The organism is Hyphomicrobium sp., assembly GCF_035572195.1.
In the GTDB taxonomy this organism is placed as follows: Bacteria; Pseudomonadota; Alphaproteobacteria; order Rhizobiales; family Hyphomicrobiaceae; genus Hyphomicrobium_B.
This window is the reverse complement of sequence record NZ_DATNBA010000133.1, coordinates 59874-80932: the sequence shown is the minus strand read 5'-3', so window position 1 is coordinate 80932 and position 21059 is coordinate 59874. Positions and strand designations below refer to the sequence as shown.

Here is a 21059-nt window from a genome sequence, read left to right as displayed (position 1 = left end):
GAAGAACGACGATCTCGCGCGGACCCTGACGGAAGGATCGCGTCACGCCCTGGAGCTGCAAAATCGGAGCAAGCGTTCTGCCGGCGACGGTCTGTTCCATTTGCATCACTCGTAACGCAGCGCTTCGACAGGATCGAGCCGAGACGCCTTCCATGACGGATAGATCGTTGCGAGGACCGACAGCGCCAGTGCCATCAAGACGATGCCGCCCGTCTCATGAGGATTGATCTCGGCGGGAAGCTTCGTCAGATAATAGACGCTTGGGTCGAACACGGTCGTGCCGGAAATCCAAGAAACCGCGTTCTTGATTGCGTCGATATTCCAGCAAAACACGACGCCGATCACCAAGCCGGCCAGCGTGCCGACGATGCCGATCGATGCGCCAGTGATTAAAAATATCCGCATCACCGCGCCCTTCGTCGCGCCCATCGTACGCAGGATAGCAATATCGCGTCCCTTGTCTTTGACGAGCATCATCAAGCCGGAAATAATGTTGAGAGCAGCGACGAGAACGATCAGAGACAGAATAATGAACATGACGTTGCGCTCAACCGAGAGCACGTTGAAAAACGTTTCGTTGCGCTGCCGCCAGTCGGAAACCGAAATGGTCGGGCCGCCGGCATTCTTGATGACGTCGCGGTACTGGCCGACATTTTCCGGCTGGTTGACGACGACCTCGATCACGTCAACCTCTTTCCCTTTCGCGAAGTATTTCTGCGCCTCCGCGAGCGGCATGAACATCATCATGCGATCATATTCGGACATGCCGAGCTCGAAAATCGACGTGATCTGATAGGCCTTCGAACGCGGCGCCGTACCAAACGGCGTCGGTGCGCCGCGCGGTGTTATCAGCGTCACCATATCGCCAAGCCCGACGTGCAGCGAGTTTGCGAGCCCGACGCCCATGGCAATGCCCGTCTGCGCGTCAAAGCCATCGAGCGTGCCGGCGCGCACATTGCCCGAGACGAGCTTCAATGATTTCAGATCGCCTTCGCGGACGCCGCGCACGAGTCCACCGAGCGCCTGCGTGCTCGACGAAACCATGACCTGTCCCTCGATGACCGGCATGGCGGTTTCAACGCCCGGAACCTTGGCGATCCTATCCGCCATCGCTGCATAATCATCGAAAGGCTCGGCGATTTTCTGCACGATCACGTGGCCATTGAGGCCCATGATTTTCGCAAACAAGTCGTGGCGGAAGCCGTTCATCACGGCCATGACGATAATCAGCGTCGCAACGCCGAGCATGATGCCGAGAAAGGAAAAGCCTGCGATGACGGAGATGAAGCCTTCCTTGCGCCGGGCCCGCAAATACCGCCCGGCGATCATCCACTCGAATGGCGAGAACGGTTTCGTATCCCGGACGGCTTCCGTCATTTCCCAAGTCTCCCGCCTGTCCCTGCGAACGCGCCGCTTCACGCGACGGCCGCGCCCCGTCACACCAGAACGCGTTCCGACTTGACGGCGCCGACGACTTTCGCCAGCGCCGTGTCGAACGACAACGTCTCGCGTGCTCCCGTCTTGCGATTCTTCAGTTCGGCCTCGCCCGCCTTCACGCCTTTCGGACCAACGATGACCTGATAAGGTACGCCGATCAAATCCATCGTTGCGAATTTCCCGCCGGCGCGCTCGTCGGTGTCGTCGTAGATCACGTCGATCCCGGCCGCCTGAAGCTTGCCGTAAAAATCGGCGCTAACGCCATCGGTATCCTTGTCGCCCACCTTCAAATTGATGAGGGCCACCTCGAACGGTGCCGCCGGAACCGGCCAGATGATGCCGTTCGCATCGTGGCTCGCCTCGATGATGGCGCCGACCAGCCGCGACACGCCCACGCCATATGATCCCATCTGCAGCGTGATCATCGCCCCATCTGGCCCTTGTACCCGTGCACCCATCGCCTCGGAGTACTTGGTGCCGAAGTAGAAAATGTGGCCAACTTCGATACCACGCGCCGAAACCCGGCTATCCACCGGTACCTCCGCTTCGAAGCGTGCGGCATCGTGCATTTCTTCGGTCGCCGCATATTTCGACGTCCAGGCCGAGATAATCGGCGTCAGATCGCCGTCGAAATCCGTATCCGCTCCGGGAACGGCTCCTTCGATCAGGTCTTTATGACAGAAAACCTGGCTTTCGCCGGTCTCCGCCAGGATGATGAATTCGTGGCTGAGGTCGCCGCCGATCGGTCCGGTATCGGCCTTCATCGGAATCGATTTCAGGCCCAAGCGCGCAAACGTGCGGAGATAACAGACGAACATACGCTGGTAAGCCTTGCGCGCGTCCTCCGCCGTCATGTCGAAAGAATAAGCATCCTTCATCAGGAACTCGCGGCCACGCATGACGCCGAAACGCGGGCGGATCTCGTCGCGAAATTTCCACTGAATGTTGTAGAGATTTTTCGGCAGATCCTTATAGCTCTTGATGCTGTCGCGAACGATCGCGGTGATGACTTCTTCCGCCGTCGGTCCGAACAGCATGTCGCGCTCGTGCCGGTCGACGATGCGCAGCATTTCCTTGCCGTAGGCTTCGTAGCGACCGCTCTCGCGCCATAAGTCGGCCGATTGGATCGTCGGCATCAGCAGCTCGATGGCGCCGGCGCGGTTTTGCTCCTCACGCACGATGTTCTCTATCTTCGAAAGCACCCTGAGCCCGAGCGGCAACCACGAATAAATGCCGGCAGCCGTCTGCTTGATCATGCCGGCGCGAAGCATCAGCTGATGTGAAACGATCTCCGCCTCTTTGGGCGTGTCGCGAAGAACCGGCAGGAAGTAGCGGGTGAGGCGCATGGCATGGCTCGGATTATTGAGTGCGGAATCGCGGCATGCCGCGACGCGATGAAGACAGCGCGGAATAGCCGGTAACGCGGGGGCTGGCAATGGCAGGCAACACGGCCGCGGTGAGATCGCCACCGACGGCGACAGCCGCTACGAAATGCGGCGATCAGATATTGGCGATCACGGTATAAACGCCAGCGAAGCTGACGACCGCGACAATGGTGTTCACAAAAAACACCTTGAGCAGATTGATCTTATGCGGGGCGCTTTCCGGCGTGCCGGGAACCACTTCGCCCGCTTCGTCCTGAGTGTGCGCGAAGAACGGCAGGACTGCGAACAGCGTGATGAACCACAGGCAAAAGAATGTAGCGATCGCAACGGACGTTCGCATCGCGCTACCCTTCAATTTCGTGAGCCAGGTGGCGGCTCGATTTCAAACCTGTTCCAGCTCGACGAGGGTGCCGCAGAAATCCTTCGGATGCAGGAACAGCACGGGCTTGCCGTGTGCGCCGATCTTCGGATTGCCGTCGCCGAGCACGCGCGCGCCCTGGGCCTTCAACTGGTCGCGCGCAGCGATGATGTCGTCGACTTCATAGCACACATGATGGATACCGCCATCAGGTGACTTCTCAAGAAATTTGGCGATTGGCGAGGCGGGCCCCAGCGGCTCGAGCAGCTCGATTTTCGTGTTCGGCAGCTCGATGAAAACCACCGTTACGCCGTGTTCGGGCTGGGTGAGCGCCGGACCAACCTTGGCGCCGAGCGCGTTTTTATAGACGGCTGACGCCTTTTCGAGGTCTTTTACCGCGATCGCCACGTGGTTCAGGCGGCCGATCATACTCCACTCCGTCAATCAGAACGATTCCAAACCGTTCGCGAAATTGCCCGCAGGCCTCAGCCCCTAGTTTCGACCACGGAGAGCAGCACTTTGACAACGGGCTTCTTGCCCCAGGCCTCGTTGATGGCGGATCGCACCGTCCGCTGGACGGCTTCCTGCACCATTGCAAGATCGCCGCGCCGCTTCCCCGGTATCGATCGAAGTGTGCCGTCGATCGCATCGAGCACGATGTCGTACATTGACTCGCCGTCGCGGTCTGCGGCTGGGATGCCTTCGAGGGCCACACCCGGCTCTCCCAGGATCTCTCCGCGCCGCGACAAAGCCAGCGAAACGACTGCGATGCCCGCAAACGACAGCTTGCGGCGGGCTTTGACCGGACCTTCGGCATCCGGGACGATGAGGTTGCCATCGCGATAGAGCCGGCCGACGGGCGCTTCGTCGATGATGGCTGCGGGACCGGGCCAGAGCTTCAGAATTTCTCCGTCGATGATCGTGAAGGTTTCGTCGACGCCGCAGCTGCGCGCCAGTTTTGCGTGTTCCTTCAAGTGGCGTGCCTCGCCGTGCATCGGAACGGCAATCTTCGGCCTCAGCCACGCATACATGTCCTTGAGCTCGTCACGCCGCGGATGCCCCGTGACATGCACCAGCGCTTCGGCGTCCGTGATGAGATCGACACCTAGCCGGGCGAGCCCATTCTGGACGCGGGCGACGGGCTTCTCGTTGCCAGGGATCGTACGCGATGAGAAGATTACGAGATCGCCTTTGTCGAGCGAAATGTCGGGATGTTCGTCGGCGGCAATGCGGGCGACGGCCGCGCGAACCTCGCCTTGGCTGCCGGTGCACATGACCACGACCTTGTCGCGCGGTAGGTCGGAAAACCGCTGCTGGTCGAGATACGTAAAGTTCTTCGGCAGGTATCCGGTTTCGGTCGCCACTTCGATGATGCGATGTAGCGCACGTCCGGCGACGACGAGCGTACGGCCGGCGGCGCGGGTCGCCTCAGCGATCGATGCAAGGCGCGCGACATTCGAGGCAAAGCCCGTCACGGCCACGCAGCGCGGCGCGCCGGCGATGATTTTGGTCAGCGATTTTCCGACATCGGCCTCGGACGGAGAGCGCCCTTCGCGCATCGCGTTCGTCGAATCGCCGACCATCGCGAGCACGCCTTCGTCGCCCAGCGCTTTGAGGCGTGCCTCGTCGGGCGGGCGGCCGACGACTGGTGCCGAATCGAGCTTCCAATCGCCGGTATGGAAGACGAGACCTGCGGGCGTGCGGATCGCGAGCCCGCTTGGCTCCGGAATAGAATGGGTCAAGCTGACGAACTCGACGTCGAACGGGGCCACTTGGAAGCGTCCGCCGAGCGGCACTTCCCTGATCGGCAGCGATTGCGTCCGGCCGTACTCGCCGAGCTTTGTCTTCACCATGCCGGCGGTGAACGGCGTCGCGAAAATCGGACATTCGAGCGACGGCCACAAGTCGATCACCGCGCCGATGTGGTCTTCGTGCGCGTGCGTCAAAACCAAGCCGACGAGATTCTTCCGGTCGGCGATGATGAACCGGAGATCCGGCAGTACGACATCGGCACCGGGTTCGGAATCGTTCGGGAACGTAACGCCCAAGTCGACCATCAGCCAGGACCGGGCGTTCGCCGGACCGTAACCGTAGAGATAGACGTTCATGCCGATCTCGCCGAGACCGCCGAGCGCCATGAATACGAGTTCGTCGGATTTACTGTTTCCCACCCTGCGGGGTGGCCTAGCGCGCTCGCTCATGCAGCCCCGTCGTGCGTCGGGGCCTCGCCCAGCGCCACGTCGCCGTGGCTGAATTCGCGCATGTTACCGTTGACTTCGGCGCGCAGCGCTCCTGTCTCGGAGAGCCCCTGATAGGTACCCGAAACCGGCCCCTGCACCGTATTGATCGTGATCGGTTCCCCGAGCGGGCCGGCGCGATCGATCCAGGCGCGGCGAATGGCGCCGAAATCCGATCCCGCATTCCAGCGGTCGAGCCAAAGCGAAACCTGCTCGGCGAGCGAATGGAGCATCGCGAGAGGCTCCGGCGCCTTGCCGTGCCGCGCAACAGCTGTCGCGGCGCGCCCGAGATCATCCGGCGCGGCCGCAATATTCAACCCAAAACCCACTATCGCCAGAAAGCCAGGGCTTCCGCGCGCCATCGTGCTCTCGACCAAAATTCCCCCCGCCTTGGAAAGGCCGATCAAAACGTCATTTGGCCATTTGAGCCGGAGTCCGGTATCGGGCGCAAGCTCCGTATTCGACCGAATGGCGTCGATCAGCGAAATTCCCGCTATTAACGACAGTTGGCCGGCCTTTTCGATGGGTGCCGAACAGCAAAATGCCAAGCTGGCGTAGAGGTTACCCGGAGGCGAGGTCCATGTCCGCCCGGCGCGGCCGCGGCCCGCGGTCTGCCGGCCTGCGATAACCCACAGTGGCAGATCCTCGCCTTTGAGAGCGAGACGCATCGCATCGGCGTTCGTTGAACCGGTCTCGTGGAGATGAAGTATCCGAGCCGGCTCTTTCATCACCAGGCTACAACGCTACGCCGGGCGCCAGTACGGCGGCAGCGGCAGTGGCGGCATCGACCAGCGCGCCACCGATGAAAGGCAGCACGAATGCAAGCACGAACGCCGCCGAGAGCGCCATCACGGCAAATGCCTTGTCCTCGTTCGGCTCGAAGGCTTCTGCCGCCTCGTCGAAGAACATGATCTTGACGATCCTCAGATAGTAGAAGGCGCCGATGACGCTCGTGACGACGCCGATAACGGAGAGCGGATAGAGCCCCGCCTTGATCGCCGGCAGGAAGACGTACCACTTCGCCCAGAACCCGGCGAGAGGCGGAATTCCCGCCAGCGAAAACATCAACAGCCCCAGGATGAACGCGAACGGCAGATTGGTTTTGGCGAGGCCGGAAAGCTCTGAAATATCTTCGACGTTGCCGCCCTTGCGGCGCATCGACAGAACGCAGGCGAAGGCGCCGAGCGTCATCGGGACATAGATCGCGAGATATATCAGAACGCCGGCCGTTCCCTCGGCGTTATTCGCGGCAAGCCCGATCAGCACGAAGCCGATATGGCCGATCGACGAATAGGCGAGCAGCCGCTTGATGTTCCTCTGCCCGATCGCAGCGAAGGCTCCGAGCACCATCGACGCGATCGAGATGAAGATGATGATTTGCTGCCATTGCGAGGCGGCGCCCGGCAGAGCCGATTGCGTAAAGCGCAGCAGCATCGCCATCGCAGCGACTTTCGCTGCGCTCGAGAAGAACGCCGTCACCGGCGTCGGGGCGCCCTGGTAGACATCCGGCGTCCACATATGGAACGGCACGGCCGCAATCTTGAAGGCGATGCCGACGAGCACGAACACGAGGCCGACCGTCAGCCCTATATTCGCAGCCATATCGGGTGCCTTGGCCGCGGCGGCGATCGCCGCATAGGCGGTCGATCCGGTAACGCCATAGAGAAGCGACGCGCCGTAGAGCAGCAAGCCGGACGACAGCGCGCTCAGAACAAAATATTTGAGGCCCGCTTCGCTCGACTTGATGTCATCGCGTTTGAAGGCCGCGATGACATAGAGAGCCAGATTTTGCAGCTCAAGGCCGAGGTAGAGAGCGATGAGGTCGTTTGCGGAGACCATCATCAGCATGCCGAGGGCCGCGAGCAGCATCAGCACGGGATATTCGAACAGCAGTAGGCGGGCGCGGCCGAAATCGTCGAATGTCATCAGCAGCGTCAGCGCCGCGGCGACGAGAATGAGGATTTTGAGGAACCGCGTCAGGCCGTCGGAGACGAAAGCACCCTCGAATACGCTCGCCGTTCCCGTGCCCGCGAAGACCGCTACCGTCGCGGCGACGAGAACGCCGATTGCCAGCCACGAGACGGCCCGGCCCGCCTTCTCCGCTCCCGGCGTGAAGACACCGATCATCAACAACGCCATCGCGCCGACCGCAAGGATCAGTTCCGGCAATACGACGTGCACAACCGCGCTATCCATCAATCAAATCCTCATGGCGCCAGCGACGCGGCCGACGTTTGCTGCGCAGCCTGATAAGTCTGCACGAGGTTTTTCACAGACGCCGCCGTGACGTCGAGTACGGGCGCAGGATAGAACCCGTAGAAGATCGTCAGCAGAACGAGCGGCGCCATAATGGCAATTTCGCGTGGCGAGAGATCGAGAATTCCGCGAAGATTTGTCTTCTGAAGCGCGCCGAAGATGATGCGGCGATAGAGATAAAGCGCATAGGCGGCCGATAAAATGATGCCCGTCGTCGCCAGAATCGCGACCCAGGTATTGGCCTTGAACGCGGCGAGCAGCGTCAGAAATTCGCCGATGAAGCCGCTCGTTCCCGGCAGCCCGACGTTGGCCATCGTGAAAACCATGAAAGCCGCGGCATACTTCGGCATTCGGTCGGCCAAACCGCCGTAGGCCGCGATTTCGCGCGTGTGCATGCGATCGTAAATGACGCCGACGCACAGGAACAGCGCCGACGAAACCAGCCCATGCGACAGCATCTGGAAGATCGCCCCGTCGACGCCCTGCTGGGATGCCGCGAAAATTCCGATCGTCACGAAGCCCATGTGCGCGACGGACGAATAAGCGATCAGCTTCTTCATGTCATCCTGCACGAGCGCAACCAGCGACGTGTAGATGATCGCGATGATCGACAGGCTGAATATGAACGGGGTAAAGTCGGCCGAGGCATTCGGGAACATCGGCAGCGAAAAACGCAAGAACCCGTAGCCGCCCATCTTCAGCAGAATGCCGGCAAGGATGACCGACCCCGCGGTCGGCGCTTCGACGTGCGCATCGGGAAGCCATGTATGCACCGGCCACATCGGCATCTTGACCGCGAAGGATGCGAAGAACGCGATCCACAGCCACCATTGCATTTCGACCGGGAACTTGGTCGTCAGCAGCGTCGGGATGTCGGTCGTGCCGGCGTGCCAGTACATCGCCATCATCGCGAGCAGCATCAGCACGGAGCCGAGCAGCGTATAGAGGAAGAACTTGAAGCTGGCGTAGACGCGCCTTTTTCCGCCCCAGACGCCGATGATAAGGAACATCGGGATGAGGCCGCCCTCGAAGAACAGATAGAAAAGCGCCAGGTCGAGCGCACAGAAGACGCCAAGCATCAGCGTTTCGAGCACGAGAAAGGCGATCATGTATTCCTTGACGCGGTCCTGGATCGCCTCCCAGCTCGCCAGGATGCAAAGAGGCATCAGGAACGTCGTCAGGATGACGAACAGCATCGAGATGCCGTCGACGCCCATCTTGTATTTCAGAGGCCCGAGCCAGTCATATTCTTCGACGAACTGAAAACCGGCGGTCGTCGTATCGAAATTCCACCAGATGAGCAGCGACACGAAAAACGTGATCAGTGTCGTCCACAGCGCGATCCAGCGTGCGTTGCGGACGGCTTCAGCATTGAGCGTCGCAATCAGCAGTGCGCCGACGAGAGGCAGAAACGTCGTGACCGACAGGATGTTGCTCATCGGATCACCCCGCCGAAAATTCCGTTGTAGGTGAGCCAGGTCAGCAGCGCCGCAACGCCGATCAGCATCGCGAAGGCGTAGTTGTAGACGTAACCGGTCTGAAGTTTGACGACGCGCCCGGTAATGCGTCCGACGGTCGCCGCCGTTCCGTCGATGGCTCCGTCAATCACGGCGCCATCGCCGCCCTTCCATAAAAAGCGCCCTATCGCAAATGCAGGGCGCACGAAGATCAGGTCGTAAAGTTCGTCGAAGTACCACTTGTTCAGCAGGAACAGGTACAGCGGCTTGAACGCCCGTGCTGTGGCGGCCGGCAGCCACGGGGCCCGGATATAGTAGAGCCAGGCGATCGCAAAGCCGATCAGCATCGCAACGAACGAGGAGTAGCTGACCCATTCGGGCACGTCATGCATCGCGTGCAGAACGTGGTTGTGTTCGCCGCGAAATAGCGAGGCACCCCAGAATGCGCTTTCGTCATGGCCGATGAAGTAGCCTGAGAAAACCAGTCCGGCGATGGTCGCGCCCAACGCCAGAACGGCCAGCGGCACCAGCATCGTCGGTGGGCTTTCGTGCGCGTGCTCGTAGGTTTTGTGATCGGCGTGCGTTTCCCCACAGAAGGTCATGAAGATCAGGCGCCAGGAGTAGAACGCCGTCATCAAGGCGCCGACGACAAGTAGCCAGAACGCATAATTATTCAGCGTACCGGCGGCGTAGGCGGCTTCGATGATCGCGTCCTTCGAATAAAAGCCGGAAAAACCGGTGAGATGCGGAATTCCGACGCCAGTAATCGACAGCGTGCCGATCAGCATTGCCGCGAACGTCAACGGTATCTTGTTCCGCAGGCCGCCCATGAGCCGCATGTCCTGCTCGTGATGCATCGCATGGATGACGGAGCCGGAACCGAGGAACAGCAGGGCCTTGAAGAAGGCATGCGTGAAGAGGTGGAATATTCCCGCGCCGTACGCTCCGATACCGCAGGCGACGAACATGTAGCCAAGCTGCGAACATGTCGAATAGGCGATGACGCGTTTGATGTCGTTCTGCACGAGCGCGACGGTCGCGGCGAAGAATGCCGTAACCGCCCCGATCAGCGTCACGAACGCCAAGGCGTCCGGCGCTAGTTCAAAGATCGGCGACAGGCGCGCCACCATGAACACACCCGCCGTCACCATCGTGGCAGCGTGGATCAGCGCCGAAACCGGCGTAGGGCCTTCCATTGCATCCGGCAGCCATGTGTGCAGCAGAAACTGCGCCGACTTGCCCATCGCGCCCATGAAAAGGAGCAGCGACAGCGTCGTCAGGATGTCGACGTCATGGCCGGCAAACATGAACGTCTTGCCGGCGACGCCGGGCGCGGCCGCGAATATCGCATCGAAATTGACGGTGCGGAATACGAAGAACAGCCCGAAGATGCCGAGCGCGAAACCGAAGTCGCCGACGCGATTGACGACGAACGCCTTGATCGCCGCCGCGTTGGCCGCGGGTCTTTTGTACCAAAAGCCGATGAGCAGATAGGAGGCGAGCCCGACGCCCTCCCAGCCGAAGAACATCTGCAGGAGATTGTCGCTCGTCACCAGCGTCAGCATCGCGAAAGTGAAGAGTGAGAGATAGGCGAAAAAGCGCGGCCGGCTATCGTCATCGTGCATGTAGCCGATGGAATAGAGATGGACGAGTGCCGAGACCGTCGTCACGACGACCAGCATGACGGCCGTCAGTGTATCGATCTTGAGCGACCACGATGCGTCGAGCTCGCCCGACGTGATCCAGCGCATCAGAGTGACATTCTGCGTCTCGTGCCCGAAGGCGATTTGCACGAAAACGATCCACGACAGCACGGCCGCAGCCATCAGCAACGATGTCGTGATGACTTCGCTCGGCCGGTCGCCGATGATGCGGCCGAACAGGCCCGCGATCAGCGCACCCGCAAGCGGCAGGAGAACAATGGCGGCGTAGATCATGCCCCGATCAGCCCTTCATCATGTTGATGTCTTCGACCGCGATCGATCCGCGATTGCGATAGTAGACGACGATGATCGCAAGCCCGATTGCCGCCTCGGCTGCCGCAACCGTCAGAATGAAGAGCGCGAATACCTGCCCGACGAGGTCGTTGTTGAAATGCGAAAACGCGACGAGGTTGATATTGACGGCCAGCAAAATCAGCTCGATCGACATCAAAATGACGATGACGTTCTTGCGATTGATGAAAATACCGAAGATGCCGAGCGTGAAGAGGCACGCGGCCACCGTCAGATAGTGCCCGAGTCCGATGGTCATTCCGCTGCCTCCGTCCGTTTTGACCGCTTGGCGGCCACGGGGATGACCGAGCCGCCACTCGGGACCTTGATCACCTCAAGCGTCGTCTTCGGAGTGCGCGCAACTTGTTCCGCAACAGACTGCCGTTTGACGTTTTCGCGATGCTTGAGGGTCAGCACGATCGCGCCGATCATCGCGACGAGCAGGATCATACCAGCGCCCTGGAAGAAGTAGATGTACTTCGTATAGAGGATCAGTCCGAGAGCCTCGGTGTTGGTCACTGCGGACCCGGCGGCGGGCATCGGAGAAGCGGCGTTCGACATCGGCGCGACCGTCAGCCCGCGGTACGTGAACAATAGAACGAGTTCCGCAAGCACGATGCCACCGACCAGTGCTCCGACCTTGGCATTCTTGATGAAACCGGCTTTCAGCGCCGCGAAATCAACGTCGAGCATCATCACGACAAACAGGAAGAGGACAGATACGGCGCCGACGTAGACGACGACGAGCACCATTGCCAGGAACTCGGCGCCGAGCAGAACAAAGAGGCCGGCCGAATTGAAGAACGCCAGGATCAGAAACAGCACGGCATGCACGGGATTTTTCGCGAGCACGACCATCGCGCCCGCAGCGACTGCGAGCACCGCAAAAAGATAAAAGAAACCCGCCGACGCCATTGTCCTTCGTTCTTTCTTGCTATCCCCCGCCCCGTCCTTCGCGCGGAGTGCGAATTATCGATATTTCGCGTCGAGCTCAATATTCTTGGCGATCTCGCGCTCCCACCGGTCGCCGTTGGCGAGCAACCGATCCTTGTCGTAAAACAGCTCTTCCCGCGTTTCGGTCGCGAATTCGAAATTCGGTCCTTCAACGATGGCATCCACCGGGCATGCCTCCTGGCAGAGCCCGCAGTAAATGCATTTGGTCATGTCGATGTCGTAGCGCGTCGTGCGCCGCGTGCCGTCGTTACGACGGGGCCCGGCCTCGATGGTGATTGCCAGCGCCGGACATATGGCTTCGCAGAGCTTGCAGGCGATGCAGCGCTCTTCGCCGTTCGGGTAGCGGCGTAGCGCATGCTCACCACGGAACCGGGGCGACAGCGGACCTTTTTCATAGGGATAATTCAGTGTTTTCTTCGGCGAAAAGAAATAGCGGAACGACAGGAGAAATGCCGCCACGATTTCCGTCAGAAGTAGAGATTTACCGGCAGTTGCGAGGCTCATTTATACGAAACCTCCGAATTGAAGAACGGCGGCCGTCAGCACCACCATTGCAAGCGACAGCGGCAGGAAAACTTTCCACCCAAGTCGCATCAACTGGTCGTAGCGATATCGCGGTAATACGGCCTTAGCCATCGCGAACATCAAGAAAACGAAAACGACTTTGAGCAGGAACCAGACGACGCCCGGGATCGCATTCAGCGGCCAGACATCGAGCGGCGGCAGCCAGCCGCCGAGAAACAGGATCGTCGTCAGCGCGCACATCGTAGTGATCGAGACGTACTCACCGAGCATATAGAGAAGATACGGGGTCGACGAGTACTCGACCATGAAACCGGCAACGAGTTCCGATTCGGCTTCGATAAGGTCGAAGGGCGTGCGATTGGTTTCGGCCAGCGCCGAAATAAAGAACACGATGAACATCGGAAAGAGCGCCAGCCAATGCCAGTCGAGCAACGAGTTCGTCAGCCCTAGCCGCGTACCGATGCCCGATTTCTGCGCATTCACGATATCGGTGATGTTGAGCGACCCGACGCAAAGCAGCACACTAATGATGACGAAGCCGATTGAAACCTCATACGACACCATCTGCGCCGCCGACCTGAGGCTGCCCATGAACGGGTACTTCGAGTTGGAGGCCCAACCTCCCATGATGATGCCGTAGACGGCGAGCGAGGAAATCGCGAGCAGGTAAAGGATTCCGACGTTCATGTCGGAAACGACCCACCTACCCCAGCTGTTTTCATTGATCGGAATCACCGCCCACGCGGCCAGAGCGCACGTTGCCGTCGCCAGCGGCGCCAGCAGGAACACAACCTTGTCGGAGCCCGCAGGGATCAGCGGTTCCTTGAACACGAACTTCAAAAGATCGGCGAACGACTGCAACAGGCCAAAGGGTCCGACGACGTTCGGCCCACGGCGGAGTTGCACCGCCGCCCAGACTTTGCGGTCCATCAGCAGAAGATAGGCGACGACGATGAGCAGGCCGACAATCACGAGCAGCGACCAGCCGACGAGCGCCAGCAGGTTCCAGCCGTATGTGGACATGAAGATTTGCAGCGTCTCGACCATTTGCCTCTATTCCGCTGCGCTGAGTTTCTGTTCGTGTGAGCTTCTGAGCGCGCTCATACCGGCCATTACAGCGGAGGCGCGAGCGATCGGGTTCGTCAGATAGAAGTCGGCGATGACCGACGCAAAAGGTTCCGGTCCCGGCCGGCCCGACAGTTTGGCGAGCGTCTCCAATCCGGACGCCGCGCGCGCCTCGACGGTATTGAGGGCGGCGAGTTGCGGGGCGGAGCGATACATCGCCGCTCGAAGCTCGGTAATTGTATCATAGGGTAATGTATTGCCGGCGCGCTGCGACAATTCTCTGAGGATTTTCCAGTCTTCCTTGGCGCTGCCGGGCGGATAGACGGCCCTCACCGTCTGCTGCGCGCGCCCTTCAGTGTTGACGTACGTGGCGCTCTTTTCCGTATAGGCGGCAGCCGGAAAGACGACGTCGGCGCGCTCCGCGCCCCGGTCGCCGTTACTTCCCTGATAGACGACGAAAGCAGAACCGAGCCGCGAGAGATCGCACTCGTCGGCGCCGAGCAGATACACGAAATCCATGCCGGAGCCCAGAATGCCGGCGACGTCCTTGCCGCCCTTACCCGGCACGAACCCGAGATCAAGTCCTGCGACCCGTGCGGCCGCGGTGTGGAGAATGTTGAAGCCGTTCCACGACGCTTCCTTGCCCGCAGAAGCCGCGAGCAGAAGACGCGCGGCGAGCGACAGTATGGCGAGACCGTCGGAGCGCGCGTGTGCGCCTTGTCCCACGATCACCATCGGATGGGCAACGCCCTTCAATACATTCGCGAACGCGTGCTTGCCGTTTGCGATCTGTTCAAGGGTATCCGGCCCGGCACCCAAATATTCGTAGGGGTAGGCAAGATCGACCTTGGCGCCGATGAGGGCGATTTTTATGTCTGCAGCGCGCCAACGCTTGCGGATGCGAGCATTGAGAACCGGCGCTTCAAGTTTAGGATTGGAGCCGACGATCAAAATCGCGTCGGCCTGCTCGATGCCTTCGATCGATGAATTGAAAAGATAGCCGGCGCGCCCGAGCTTCGGATCGAGCTTTTCACCGGCCTGCCGGCAGTCGAACGATGTGGCGCCGAAGCGGCCGAGCAAATCCTTGACCGCGAACATTTCCTCGGCACCAGCAAGATCGCCTGCAATGGCACCGATCTTTTCGGGCTTGGCGGCTTTGAGCCTCCCGGCGACAAGGGTCAGCGCCTGATCCCAGCTTGCCGGCTCCAGCCGGCCGCCGTTGCGCACGTACGGCTGATCGAGCCTTTGGATCTTGAGGCCGTCAGCAACGTGGCGCGTCTTGTCGGAAATCCATTCCTCGTTCACCGCATCGTTGTTGCGTGGCAGGATGCGCATGACGGCGCTGCCGCGGGTATCGACGCGGATGGCAGAGCCGAGCGCGTCCATGACGTCAATGGTTTCAGTCGAGTCCATTTCCCAAGGGCGCGCGGCAAAGGCCCACGGCCGATGCGTCAACGCCCCGACGGGACAGAGATCGACGACGTTGGCGCTCATTTCCGAGAAAATGCCGCGATCAAGATAGGTCGTGATCTCGGCATCTTCGCCGCGCCCGATGAGGCCAAGCTCTTCGACGCCTGCGACTTCCGTCATGTAGCGAACGCAGCGCGTGCAATGGATGCAGCGTGTCATGATCGTCTTGATCAGCGGACCGATGTACTTTTCTTCGACGGCGCGCTTGTTCTCGCGGTAGCGCGAGCCTCCCATGCCGAAGGCAATGGCCTGATCCTGCAGATCGCACTCACCGCCCTGATCGCAAATAGGGCAATCGAGCGGGTGATTGATGAGCAGAAACTCCATCACCCCTTCGCGCGCTTTTTTGACGAGCGGCGTCGTGGTGTTGACGATTTTCGGGCTGCCGTCCCTGTTCGGTGGCAGATCGTTGACGAGCATCGCGCAGCTCGCAATCGGCTTCGGCGATCCCTGGACCTCGACGAGGCACATGCGGCAGTTGCCGGCGATCGACAGGCGCTCGTGATAGCAGAAACGCGGAATGACCGCGCCCGCCATCTCGCAAGCATGCATCAGGGTCGTGCCATCCTCGACCTCTATGGTCTTGCCGTCGACGATGAGTTGCTTTGGCATGTCTACTCTGCCGCCTCGCGCGTGTGCTTTGCTTGATACTGATCGATGCGCGCTTCGATGACCGGACGGAAGTTCTTGATCAAGCCCTGCACCGGCCACGCCGCCGCGTCGCCGAGAGCGCAGATCGTGTGACCTTCGACCTGTTTCGTCACGTCGAGCAACAAATCGATCTCGCGTTTTTCGGCCTCGCCACGTTCCATCCGTTCGAGCACGCGCCACATCCAGCCGGTGCCTTCACGGCACGGCGTGCACTGGCCGCAGCTCTCGTGCTTGTAGAAATAGGCGATGCGGCGGATCGCGCCGATGATGTCGGTCGATTTATCCATGACTATAACGGCTGCGGTGCCGAGGCCCGAACCGAGCTTGCCCAGCGCGTCGAAATCCATCGTGACGTCCATCGCCTGTTCCGCCGTGATGCAACGAACAGACGAGCCGCCGGGAATGACGGCGAGCAGGTTGTCCCAGCCGCCGCGAATACCGCCGCAGTGCTTGTCGATCAGGTCTTTCAGAGGAATACCCATTTCCTCTTCGACGACGCACGGACGCTCGACGTGGCCGGAAATCTGAAACAGCTTCGTGCCGGTGTTGTTCGGAAGACCGAGAGCCGCGAACCAGCTCGAGCCGCGGCGCAGAATATCACCGGCCACCGCAATGCTTTCGACGTTATTGACCGTCGTCGGTGCACCGTAGAGACCGACGTTCGCCGGAAACGGCGGCTTCAGACGCGGCTGGCCCTTCTTGCCTTCAAGGCTTTCGAGCATCGCGGTTTCTTCGCCGCAGATGTAGGCGCCGGCGCCGTGATGCACGACGAGATCAAAATCCCAGCCGTGGATGTTGTCCTTGCCGATGAGCTTTGCATCATACGCTTCGTCGATGGCGCGTTGCAGCGCCTGGCGCTCGCGGATGTATTCGCCGCGCACGTAGACATAGCTTGTATGCGCCCGCATCGCGAAGGACGCGAGCAGCGCTCCTTCGATGAGCAGATGCGGATCGTGGCGTAGAATTTCTCGATCCTTGCAGGAACCGGGCTCCGATTCATCGGCATTGATGACGACATAGCTCGGCCGAGAATCGGCCTTCGGCATGAACGACCACTTGAGACCCGTCGGAAACCCGGCGCCGCCACGGCCCCGCAATCCCGATTTCTTGACCTCGTCGATGATGTAGTCGTGGCCCTTGTCGATGAAAAACTTCGTGCCATCCCATGCGCCGCGCTGCCGCGCGCCCTTGAGGCTCACGTCATGGAATCCGTAGATATTACGGAAGATGCGATCGCGATCGTGCAGCATGCGCCCTAACCCTTCGGCCTTTCACCGGCTTTGCTGTCCGGACGCCAGCCCGAGGCCAGCTTCTGTGCCTGCTCGATCCATTTGTCGCGGGCGACGCGGCCCTTGAAGCCATCGTTTTGGCTTTCGAACCACGCGATCTCCTCGGGCGTCCACTTCGCGATCTGCTCGAAGTGCCAGATGCCCATGGTATTGAGCTTTTCGGCCAACTTATCGGCGACGCCCCAGATCAACGACAGATCGTCGGCCTTGCCGCCGCGCGGCTGTTTCAACAGCTCGGGCTGACGATGCGTGCCGGGCGCAGTCACGACCTTGCCGCGGCGCATGTCGGCTTTGATCTTGTCGAGTTCGCCGGCCGAGAGCGGCTTGCCCGTGCCTCTTGCCTCGAGGTCTTTGATGAGGCCGGCGTTGGCCATTGCTGTAAGAGCCGCGGGATGAGGCTGCGGCTTGGCGGCTTGACCAGGCGACGACGGCGATACGCCTTCGGCGACGGCAGCTTTGTGCGCCGGAGATGCCAGCGCCGAGGGCGGCGTCGTTTCGGCGGCACCGTCGCCGCCTCCCGACGTTTCTTCGAAGCGCTTTTTCCAGGCGCCGATCGTCGATCCGTCATAGAGCGTTTCGTCAGTCAATGTCGTCGGACCTGTCTCGGGGCACGATGCCTTGCGCCCGATCTGAGACCCTGGCTTCGGCGGCTTGCCCGATACGAAGCCGTTCAGCACGACCTCGAGCTGTTTCGGCGTCAAATCCTCAAACGTGTCGCTGCCGATCTGAACGACCGGCGCATTGGCGCAGACGCCGATGCACTCGACCTCTTCCCAAGAGAGCGTGCCGTCGGCGCTCGGAACGTGCTGATGCTCCCCGATGCGCCGTTTGCAGACAGCGACCAGATCGCGCGAACCACGCAACATGCACGGCGTGGTGCCACACACCTGCACGTGGGCCTTGCTGCCGACCGGCGCAAGTTGAAACATCGTATAGAACGTCGCGATTTCGATGCCGCGAATATAGGCCATGTCGAGCAGATCGCAGACGGCACGGATTGCGGGCTCGGGAAGCCAGCCGCCGCACTGCTCTTGAGCGCGCCACATCAGCGGAAGAACGGCGGACGCTTCTTTGCCGGGCGGATACTTGGCAATCGTCGCATGCGCCCACGCAAGATTTTCCGCCGTGAAAGCGAACTGCGGAGGCTGATCGGGATGCAATCGGCGAACGGCCATCTATGGCTCCTCGAACGTCAGTCGTGTCGCAGCGAATCATAACGCGGCCACGTCAGTCCGTTACGCCCACATCGACTCTGCGGCAGGACATTAACCCTCCGGCATCAACACGGTCCAGTACGTGGAACATGACAGCTGAGCAAGGTTTTAGTGATCCGGAGAAAGCCGCAAGCCACGGCGGAAATCAATGGTCACGTGCGACGAAAAGCGCGACCTTCGTGCACTCGGCTCACATTGCACTCATGGTGTGGTTCCAGCCGTAGCACCAGTCGACGGGAGAGTTGGTTCGGGGTTCATAATCCCGCGACGCTGCGGCGCTTCCGACGCGCGCTCGGTCGCCCACTGGCGTTCGGAGAAACCAAGGGGGCCCGCAAGCCACCCGAGCAGCAACAGGAACGTCGCGATGGGGGCCAGGAACAGTGCGAGTTGCGAGCCGACGCGCAGAAACCCTGTCCAGACAGCGGCGAAGACGAGACCCAGCGCGATAATCATCCAGCCGCCATCGCCGGCGCCCCGTGCCGTCGCAAAAAGCAATCCGGAGAAGAGGCCGGCAAGTCCGATCAGAACCGGGACGAAGGGCAAGTCGGTCTGAAGCGCACCCATCGGCCAGCCTTTCGACCGCGCAAACAGGCGGTACGTGGCGAGGCTCAGGCCCCAGCCGAGCGCCGCAACGGCCAGCAGGAACAAATTGTCGACCATCGGGGCAGCACCGGGCACCATGCGTTGCCTCTCCAAAGCCAGCGAACCGGAGGACCAGGGCACACTTCTGCCAGGACTTCGTGGCGGGCGCTAGACACGGTTGAAGATAGCTTTGGCCTCCCGCGCGGCGCCCCTACCGGTCGATTTCGCCAAAAACGATGTCGAGGGAGCCAAGAATGGCCGAGACGTCGGCCAGCATGTGGCCGCGATTGATGAAGTCCATTGCGGCGAGGTGTGGAAATCCGGGCGCGCGGATTTTGCAGCGATAGGGCTTGTTTGACCCATCAGCGACGAGATAGACGCCGAATTCCCCCTTCGGTGCTTCGACTGCGGCGTAGACCTCTCCTGCCGGAACGTGGAAGCCTTCGGTATAGAGCTTGAAGTGGTGGATCAGCGCTTCCATCGAGCGCTTCATCTCGGCCCGCTTCGGCGGAACGATCTTCTTGTTTTCCGTGACATGCGGGCCCTGACCCTCGGCGGATCTCAATCGTTCGCAGCACTGCTTCATGATCTTCGTGGATTCGCGCATTTCCTGCATGCGGATCAGGTAGCGATCATAGCAATCGCCGTTCTTACCGATCGGAATGTCGAAGTCGAGATCGGCATAGCACTCATAGGGCTGCGCCTTGCGCAGATCCCATGCCGCACCGGAGCCGCGCACCATCACGCCGGAAAAGCCCAGCGCGAACGCGTCATCGAGCGACACGACGCCGATGTCGACATTGCGCTGCTTAAAAATGCGGTTCTCCGTCAGAAGGATGTCAATGTCCTCGACGACCTTCAGAAACGGATCGCACCACGCGTAAATGTCGTCGATGAGCTTCGGCGGCAAATCCTGGTGCACGCCGCCCATGCGGAAATATTTCGCGTGCATTCGCGAGCCCGACGCGCGCTCGTAAAATACCATCAGCTTCTCGCGCTCTTCAAAGCCCCAAAGCGGCGGGGTCAGAGCACCGACGTCCATCGCCTGCGTCGTAACGTTCAAAAGATGCGACAGGATGCGTCCGATTTCCGAATAGAGCACGCGGATGAGCTGGGCACGGCGCGGAACGTCGAGTTCCAACAGCTTTTCAGCCGCCAGGCAGAACGCGTGTTCCTGGTTCATCGGCGCGACGTAGTCGAGCCGGTCGAAATACCCGATCGCCTGCAGATAGGTCTTGTGCTCGATCAGCTTTTCGGTGCCGCGATGCAACAGGCCAATATGCGGATCGACGCGCTCGACAACTTCGCCATCGAGCTCGAGCACGAGACGCAACACGCCATGCGCCGCCGGATGCTGCGGCCCAAAGTTGATGTTGAAATTACGAATTTCGGTTTCGGCCATTTAAACTGTTCCGCGTGTGATTGGAGCGAGCCGCGCCTTCTTGGCCTTTTCATTGACGCGCTGTTCGTACTTGTCCCACTCGACGACCATGCGCTGATGCTCGCCTTCGCCGATGAGGTCTATGCCATCGTGCGCTTTAACATGGAAGTAGAGCCGGCGGCCTTCGACCTTGGTACATTCGGCATCGACCGTCACGGTCTGGCCCGGAACGGTCGCGGCAATATGCGACACGTTGATGTGGACGCCGAGAGATCCCTCGCCCTCGTCGAGATGCGGCGCCACGAGATTGAGGCACGTCCATTCCATCAGTCCCACCATGAAGCCGGTCGCGAAGACGGTCGGCATCAGCTGGAACTCGCGCGCCTCGGGAAAGAGATGCGGCACCGTCTTCGTCGCGGGAACGCGAAACGAAAACTGCGTGCTGGCACCTGCACGGAGCGTAGGTTTCACCGGCGAGGCCCTCACAGCCTGTCCTTAAAGTTGCGTATCGTTATATAGATATTTGAAGCCGTCGCGGCGACCGAAAAGAGCCCAATCGCGAACGAGTAGAGGCTTGGGTGCGCGGTGCGCCCGATCTCCGGGTAAATGAATTCTCCTGCCGCCGCCAGGACGATCACGCCCGTCGGAACGACGATCGTCCCATAGGGCAAGTAACGGCTGATTGCGCCGAATGCCAAACCCGCGAGCGCTCGCGGCCAATCGACCACGAATGCGGCGATCATCAGCACGAACGAGACCACCAGCCCGGCTTCGAATTCCATTCCTGCCCCGGATTTAAGATTC

The 21059-nt window shown here is 60.6% G+C and carries 20 protein-coding genes; all 20 read right to left on the bottom strand.

Features of this window, described 5'->3' with window-relative positions:
- Positions 1-105: 105 nt before the first annotated feature.
- The 20 genes from VN623_RS11525 to VN623_RS11430 all read right to left on the bottom strand — a co-directional run bounded on the left by VN623_RS11525 (position 106) and on the right by VN623_RS11430 (position 21037).
- Positions 106-1377, bottom strand: a complete 1272-nt coding sequence (locus VN623_RS11525) for a lipoprotein-releasing ABC transporter permease subunit (protein WP_325571130.1) — start codon at positions 1375-1377, stop codon at positions 106-108.
- 59 nt (positions 1378-1436) lie between these two features.
- Positions 1437-2783 (bottom strand): proline--tRNA ligase, encoded by a 1347-nt coding sequence (proS, locus tag VN623_RS11520; RefSeq protein ID WP_325571129.1) that lies wholly within the window; start codon positions 2781-2783, stop codon positions 1437-1439.
- A gap of 154 nt (positions 2784-2937) precedes the next feature.
- Positions 2938-3162, bottom strand: coding sequence for a DUF1467 family protein (locus tag VN623_RS11515; protein ID WP_325571128.1), 225 nt, complete (start codon positions 3160-3162; stop codon positions 2938-2940).
- 42 nt (positions 3163-3204) lie between these two features.
- Positions 3205-3609, bottom strand: a complete 405-nt coding sequence (gene mce, locus VN623_RS11510) for a methylmalonyl-CoA epimerase (RefSeq protein WP_325571127.1) — start codon at positions 3607-3609, stop codon at positions 3205-3207.
- A gap of 56 nt (positions 3610-3665) precedes the next feature.
- Entirely contained in the window at positions 3666-5381 is a 1716-nt protein-coding gene (locus tag VN623_RS11505; RefSeq protein ID WP_325571126.1) for a ribonuclease J, read from the bottom strand.
- Entirely contained in the window at positions 5378-6145 is a 768-nt protein-coding gene (locus tag VN623_RS11500) for a biotin--[acetyl-CoA-carboxylase] ligase (protein ID WP_325571125.1), read from the bottom strand. Before VN623_RS11500 ends, VN623_RS11505 begins: the two co-directional genes overlap by 4 nt.
- Positions 6146-6152: 7 nt before the next feature.
- Positions 6153-7613, bottom strand: coding sequence for an NADH-quinone oxidoreductase subunit NuoN (gene nuoN, locus VN623_RS11495; RefSeq protein WP_325571124.1), 1461 nt, complete (start codon positions 7611-7613; stop codon positions 6153-6155).
- Between the two features lie 11 nt (positions 7614-7624).
- On the bottom strand, positions 7625-9112 hold the full coding sequence (locus VN623_RS11490) for an NADH-quinone oxidoreductase subunit M (protein ID WP_325571123.1): 1488 nt from the start codon (positions 9110-9112) through the stop codon (positions 7625-7627).
- A complete protein-coding gene (gene nuoL, locus VN623_RS11485; protein ID WP_325571122.1) occupies positions 9109-11067 on the bottom strand; it encodes an NADH-quinone oxidoreductase subunit L in 1959 nt (652 codons plus the stop codon). The genes VN623_RS11490 and nuoL overlap by 4 nt, the downstream gene beginning before the upstream one ends.
- A gap of 7 nt (positions 11068-11074) precedes the next feature.
- A complete protein-coding gene (gene nuoK, locus VN623_RS11480) occupies positions 11075-11383 on the bottom strand; it encodes an NADH-quinone oxidoreductase subunit NuoK (protein WP_325571121.1) in 309 nt (102 codons plus the stop codon).
- Positions 11380-12039 (bottom strand): NADH-quinone oxidoreductase subunit J, encoded by a 660-nt coding sequence (locus tag VN623_RS11475; RefSeq protein ID WP_325571120.1) that lies wholly within the window; start codon positions 12037-12039, stop codon positions 11380-11382. Before VN623_RS11475 ends, nuoK begins: the two co-directional genes overlap by 4 nt.
- 54 nt (positions 12040-12093) lie before the next feature.
- Positions 12094-12582 (bottom strand): NADH-quinone oxidoreductase subunit NuoI, encoded by a 489-nt coding sequence (gene nuoI, locus VN623_RS11470; RefSeq protein ID WP_325571119.1) that lies wholly within the window; start codon positions 12580-12582, stop codon positions 12094-12096.
- Positions 12583-13638, bottom strand: coding sequence for an NADH-quinone oxidoreductase subunit NuoH (gene nuoH, locus VN623_RS11465; protein WP_414653210.1), 1056 nt, complete (start codon positions 13636-13638; stop codon positions 12583-12585).
- A gap of 18 nt (positions 13639-13656) precedes the next feature.
- On the bottom strand, positions 13657-15750 hold the full coding sequence (gene nuoG, locus VN623_RS11460; RefSeq protein ID WP_325571117.1) for an NADH-quinone oxidoreductase subunit NuoG: 2094 nt from the start codon (positions 15748-15750) through the stop codon (positions 13657-13659).
- A gap of 2 nt (positions 15751-15752) precedes the next feature.
- Complete coding sequence (gene nuoF, locus VN623_RS11455; protein WP_325571116.1) at positions 15753-17039, bottom strand: NADH-quinone oxidoreductase subunit NuoF; 1287 nt, start codon at positions 17037-17039, stop codon at positions 15753-15755.
- A gap of 5 nt (positions 17040-17044) precedes the next feature.
- Complete coding sequence (nuoE, locus tag VN623_RS11450; protein WP_325571115.1) at positions 17045-18253, bottom strand: NADH-quinone oxidoreductase subunit NuoE; 1209 nt, start codon at positions 18251-18253, stop codon at positions 17045-17047.
- Positions 18254-18493: 240 nt separating this feature from the next.
- Complete coding sequence (locus VN623_RS11445) at positions 18494-18973, bottom strand: hypothetical protein (protein WP_325571114.1); 480 nt, start codon at positions 18971-18973, stop codon at positions 18494-18496.
- A 112-nt stretch (positions 18974-19085) separates the two neighbouring features.
- Entirely contained in the window at positions 19086-20276 is a 1191-nt protein-coding gene (locus VN623_RS11440; RefSeq protein ID WP_325571113.1) for an NADH-quinone oxidoreductase subunit D, read from the bottom strand.
- Positions 20277-20726: a thioesterase family protein gene (locus tag VN623_RS11435; RefSeq protein ID WP_325571112.1), complete on the bottom strand. Its 450-nt coding sequence runs from the start codon at positions 20724-20726 to the stop codon at positions 20277-20279. It lies immediately after the preceding gene.
- 11 nt (positions 20727-20737) lie between these two features.
- On the bottom strand, positions 20738-21037 hold the full coding sequence (locus VN623_RS11430) for a hypothetical protein (protein ID WP_325571111.1): 300 nt from the start codon (positions 21035-21037) through the stop codon (positions 20738-20740).
- Positions 21038-21059: the final 22 nt, after the last annotated feature.

Excerpts from the sequence above, each read along its gene's own strand:
- VN623_RS11505 (WP_325571126.1), bottom strand. The coding sequence starts at position 5,381 with ATGAGCGAGCGCGCTAGGCCACCCCGCAGGGTGGGAAACAGTAAATCC.
- VN623_RS11500 (WP_325571125.1), bottom strand. The coding sequence starts at position 6,145 with ATGAAAGAGCCGGCTCGGATACTTCATCTCCACGAGACCGGTTCAACG.
- VN623_RS11525 (WP_325571130.1), bottom strand. The coding sequence starts at position 1,377 with ATGACGGAAGCCGTCCGGGATACGAAACCGTTCTCGCCATTCGAGTGG.
- proS (WP_325571129.1), bottom strand. The coding sequence starts at position 2,783 with ATGCGCCTCACCCGCTACTTCCTGCCGGTTCTTCGCGACACGCCCAAA.
- nuoE (WP_325571115.1), bottom strand. The coding sequence starts at position 18,253 with ATGGCCGTTCGCCGATTGCATCCCGATCAGCCTCCGCAGTTCGCTTTC.
- nuoK (WP_325571121.1), bottom strand. The coding sequence starts at position 11,383 with ATGACCATCGGACTCGGGCACTATCTGACGGTGGCCGCGTGCCTCTTC.
- VN623_RS11430 (WP_325571111.1), bottom strand. The coding sequence starts at position 21,037 with ATGGAATTCGAAGCCGGGCTGGTGGTCTCGTTCGTGCTGATGATCGCC.
- nuoI (WP_325571119.1), bottom strand. The coding sequence starts at position 12,582 with ATGAGCCTCGCAACTGCCGGTAAATCTCTACTTCTGACGGAAATCGTG.
- nuoF (WP_325571116.1), bottom strand. The coding sequence starts at position 17,039 with ATGCTGCACGATCGCGATCGCATCTTCCGTAATATCTACGGATTCCAT.
- nuoG (WP_325571117.1), bottom strand. The coding sequence starts at position 15,750 with ATGCCAAAGCAACTCATCGTCGACGGCAAGACCATAGAGGTCGAGGAT.
- VN623_RS11445 (WP_325571114.1), bottom strand. The coding sequence starts at position 18,973 with ATGGTGCCCGGTGCTGCCCCGATGGTCGACAATTTGTTCCTGCTGGCC.
- VN623_RS11475 (WP_325571120.1), bottom strand. The coding sequence starts at position 12,039 with ATGGCGTCGGCGGGTTTCTTTTATCTTTTTGCGGTGCTCGCAGTCGCT.
- VN623_RS11490 (WP_325571123.1), bottom strand. The coding sequence starts at position 9,112 with ATGAGCAACATCCTGTCGGTCACGACGTTTCTGCCTCTCGTCGGCGCA.
- nuoL (WP_325571122.1), bottom strand. The coding sequence starts at position 11,067 with ATGATCTACGCCGCCATTGTTCTCCTGCCGCTTGCGGGTGCGCTGATC.
- mce (WP_325571127.1), bottom strand. The coding sequence starts at position 3,609 with ATGATCGGCCGCCTGAACCACGTGGCGATCGCGGTAAAAGACCTCGAA.
- VN623_RS11515 (WP_325571128.1), bottom strand. The coding sequence starts at position 3,162 with ATGCGAACGTCCGTTGCGATCGCTACATTCTTTTGCCTGTGGTTCATC.
- nuoN (WP_325571124.1), bottom strand. The coding sequence starts at position 7,613 with ATGGATAGCGCGGTTGTGCACGTCGTATTGCCGGAACTGATCCTTGCG.
- VN623_RS11440 (WP_325571113.1), bottom strand. The coding sequence starts at position 20,276 with ATGGCCGAAACCGAAATTCGTAATTTCAACATCAACTTTGGGCCGCAG.